Raw genomic sequence first — 2851 nt, 5'->3', positions numbered from 1 at the left:
TGATGCATCAAATTGTTCTGGAATGCAATAGTTAATAGTGACGTTGTTTGTTATAAAAAATTTCTATGTATTCAAATATTGCAGTTCTAGTTTGTTGAGCAGAGTGTTGTGAAGTATCAATAAGTATTTCTCTTTTCAATGAGCTAAAGAAGCTTTCTGCAACAGAATTGTCGTAACAACAGCCTTTATTACTCATCTATATTCTTTACAGCTAAGAGATATTGATACCCTTCGCAGTATATTGTGAACCTTGGTCACTGTGCAGCAGTAGATTTTTAACAGGTTTACGCCTATTAATGGCCATTAATAAAGAGTTCATAACCAATTGTTTATTTATTGCACTACTCATTAACTACCATACGTGAGAATTATTGCTGGCAAATATAGCCATCCCTACCCCTACAACAACATTGCAAGCATTGATTTTTCTCCATATGAAAAGAGTCTGGAAGCTCTTTTACTCTAAACACGATGTTTACATCCTCAAAATTAATATCAATTCGCTTAACTAACGTTCTAATAATATCACGTTTAGTTAGCCAGTCTGCATTATTAAGACTTGAGTTAATACTAGAGGAAAACCCCTCTAAATTTGTTACTACTAGAGTTAACTCTTGTGTGAGTTTTTTCTGATCAAATATCTTTTTCTTTTGTTCTCCAACCATTTTTAAGTTTTGTTTCATTGCTTTAATTCTTGGCTCAAATTCTTCTTGATCAATATATTCTTGAGCATAACTATCAATTAACCTTGCAATACCTCGTTTTAATTTATCTTCTTGTGTTTCAAGCAAAGCACTTTTTTGATCTAGTGGTGATTTTTTAAGTTCTGAAAGTCTACGTTTATACTCCTCTAATATTCTATTTGGATTTTTTAATAGATGTTTTACCTCTTCCCACACAGCCATGTCTAATGTATCTGTACGAATTAATTTGTTGTTACACATTTTATTACCGCCAAAACGGTATGAATCCGTGCCAACACAACGATAATATACCTGATTATTAGTTTTTTCCCCCTCCTTATTCCTTGTGCAGTGCAGTGCTAATACCATAATATGCATAATTGCAAAGCTTACATACTACTAAACCTTGCAATAAATGTCTTGCTCCTCTTTGTCTTGTTCTTGCTATTTTTCTATTCTCAGCTAATTGTTCTTGAACGATTTCAAATAAATCTTCGCTTACTATACTAGGTACTTTAATATAAATCCAATCCTCTTTTGGAACAGGATAAGTAGAATAATTATCTTTTGGATGCTCGCAGGAGTTTTTTTTCGGTCTTATATGTTTTAGTTTGACACCAAACCTTGTTTTACCAAAAGCTGCTTGTCCTTTATAAGCAGAGTTTTTTAACATACTCAAAACTACAGCCCTATCCCAATACTCTTTTCCAGTTCTCGTCATAATGGACATAGCACTTAGCCTACGACATACTTCTCCTATACTGGCTCTTTCTTTTCCTACCCAAGAAAATACTTTGCGAACAACTTCAGCTTCTTCTTCATAAATCTCAAATAAGGCCTGTCCTGTTTCTGTATTTTTGTTTATATAACGATAGCCATTTCGAGCAGCACTCATTACACTTATACAACCCTTATTTGCTGCATAAATCTTTCCTCGACGACTTCGTTCCATGATTTTTGCACGTTCGTATTCTGCTATCATACCTTGCATTTGTAATAGTAATTGAGATTCTGGATTATCGCTAATTTGATGATTTAAAAAAATGACTTCCACTCCTAATTTCTTAAACTCTTCAAGTAATATCATCTGATATGCATACTTACGAGATAAACGATCAGGAGAATGAATATAAACCTTATCAATGTTACCTTCTGCTATTTTATCACGTAATTTTTCCAAACCAGGACGGATTATGTTAGAACCACTATAACCATTATCAATAAATTTATATTCATTTAATAATTTATGTCCATACATACTAATTTGATTCTCTATAGCAGCAATTTGGCTTGCTATTGTATCTTCTTGTGCTTGCTTCCCTGAAGAAACTCTTGCATATAAACTAACTGTTACCATTTTACCGTCCTCAAATCTACTTTCTTATATTCAGAGTTTTCTTCCTTTTTGCTCGCTTTTATTGGTTTACTTAACACTAATTTTTCATATGCATCTAATAGATACAACTCTGCTAATCGATTTACTTCATAACTACAACTAATACGAACTATTAATTTCTTGTTGCCCATGAGCTCTACCATATATTATCCATCGAGACATATGGTTATTTGATCATTAGCTCTATAAATAAATTCAACTCTACGGTCTTTTTGTAGAAGCTTTCGGGAAATAGTCTTCTCAAGTTTCAGGTTTATTGCAATATTGTTGGCGGAGTCCCTCCTTGGTTCTGATGTAAGTAATCCCATACTTTATTTGGTTGATCAACAATAAAGTTTAGATCTAGTATATTGGGAGCTACAGCTCTATTATCTGTTTGTTGTTTTTTAATTTTAAACTTTCTTTTCAGTATAGCCCTGATGTCATTTTTCTGCATAATACTTTGCACCGTTTTCAAATTGCAACTTTTACCCAAAGCCTTTAATTCAGCATGAATTTTAGGAGCTCCATATCTACATTTAGAAACTTCATATATTTTTTGAATAGCTTCGAGTAGCTCTTTATTTGCTGATTCTCTACTGCTTATTTTTCTTGTGGTCCACTTATAGTAGCCACTAGCAGAAAATCCTACATAATTCCTGTACTTTATAGCAGTTACTATATAAAAAAATATTTTACTCTTTTTGACTGGCCAGGGCTTTTTTTTAAATGTCTCTTTCCCTTGTTACTCTTGCTTTGTAAATCAAACCTCTCTTTGTCGTAAGGAGCCATC

At 32.9% G+C, this 2851-nt stretch carries 4 protein-coding genes and 1 pseudogene; all 5 read right to left on the bottom strand.

Annotated features, from left to right (window positions below; genetic code table 11):
- Nucleotides 1-393: pseudogene (locus WGMM_RS07465) on the bottom strand (transposase); the annotation flags it as partial.
- On the bottom strand, nt 369-1061 hold the full coding sequence (locus WGMM_RS05290) for a recombinase zinc beta ribbon domain-containing protein (protein WP_128080201.1): 693 nt from the start codon (nt 1059-1061) through the stop codon (nt 369-371). The pseudogene WGMM_RS07465 and the gene WGMM_RS05290, both read right to left, overlap by 25 nt.
- A complete protein-coding gene (locus WGMM_RS05285; RefSeq protein ID WP_051599606.1) occupies nt 1021-2040 on the bottom strand; it encodes a recombinase family protein in 1020 nt (339 codons plus the stop codon). The genes WGMM_RS05290 and WGMM_RS05285 overlap by 41 nt, the downstream gene beginning before the upstream one ends.
- Nucleotides 2034-2210 carry a hypothetical protein gene (locus WGMM_RS01860; protein ID WP_182319925.1) on the bottom strand — a complete coding sequence of 59 codons (177 nt, stop codon included), beginning with the start codon at nt 2208-2210 and terminating at the stop codon, nt 2034-2036. Before WGMM_RS01860 ends, WGMM_RS05285 begins: the two co-directional genes overlap by 7 nt.
- Before the next feature lie 122 nt (nt 2211-2332).
- Complete coding sequence (locus tag WGMM_RS07085; protein WP_081818053.1) at nt 2333-2665, bottom strand: IS3 family transposase; 333 nt, start codon at nt 2663-2665, stop codon at nt 2333-2335.
- Nucleotides 2666-2851: the final 186 nt, after the last annotated feature.

It is taken from the genome of Wolbachia endosymbiont of Glossina morsitans morsitans, from assembly GCF_000689175.1.
Taxonomy (GTDB): domain Bacteria; phylum Pseudomonadota; class Alphaproteobacteria; order Rickettsiales; family Anaplasmataceae; genus Wolbachia; species Wolbachia pipientis.
This window is presented reverse-complemented; position numbering and strand designations above follow the sequence as displayed.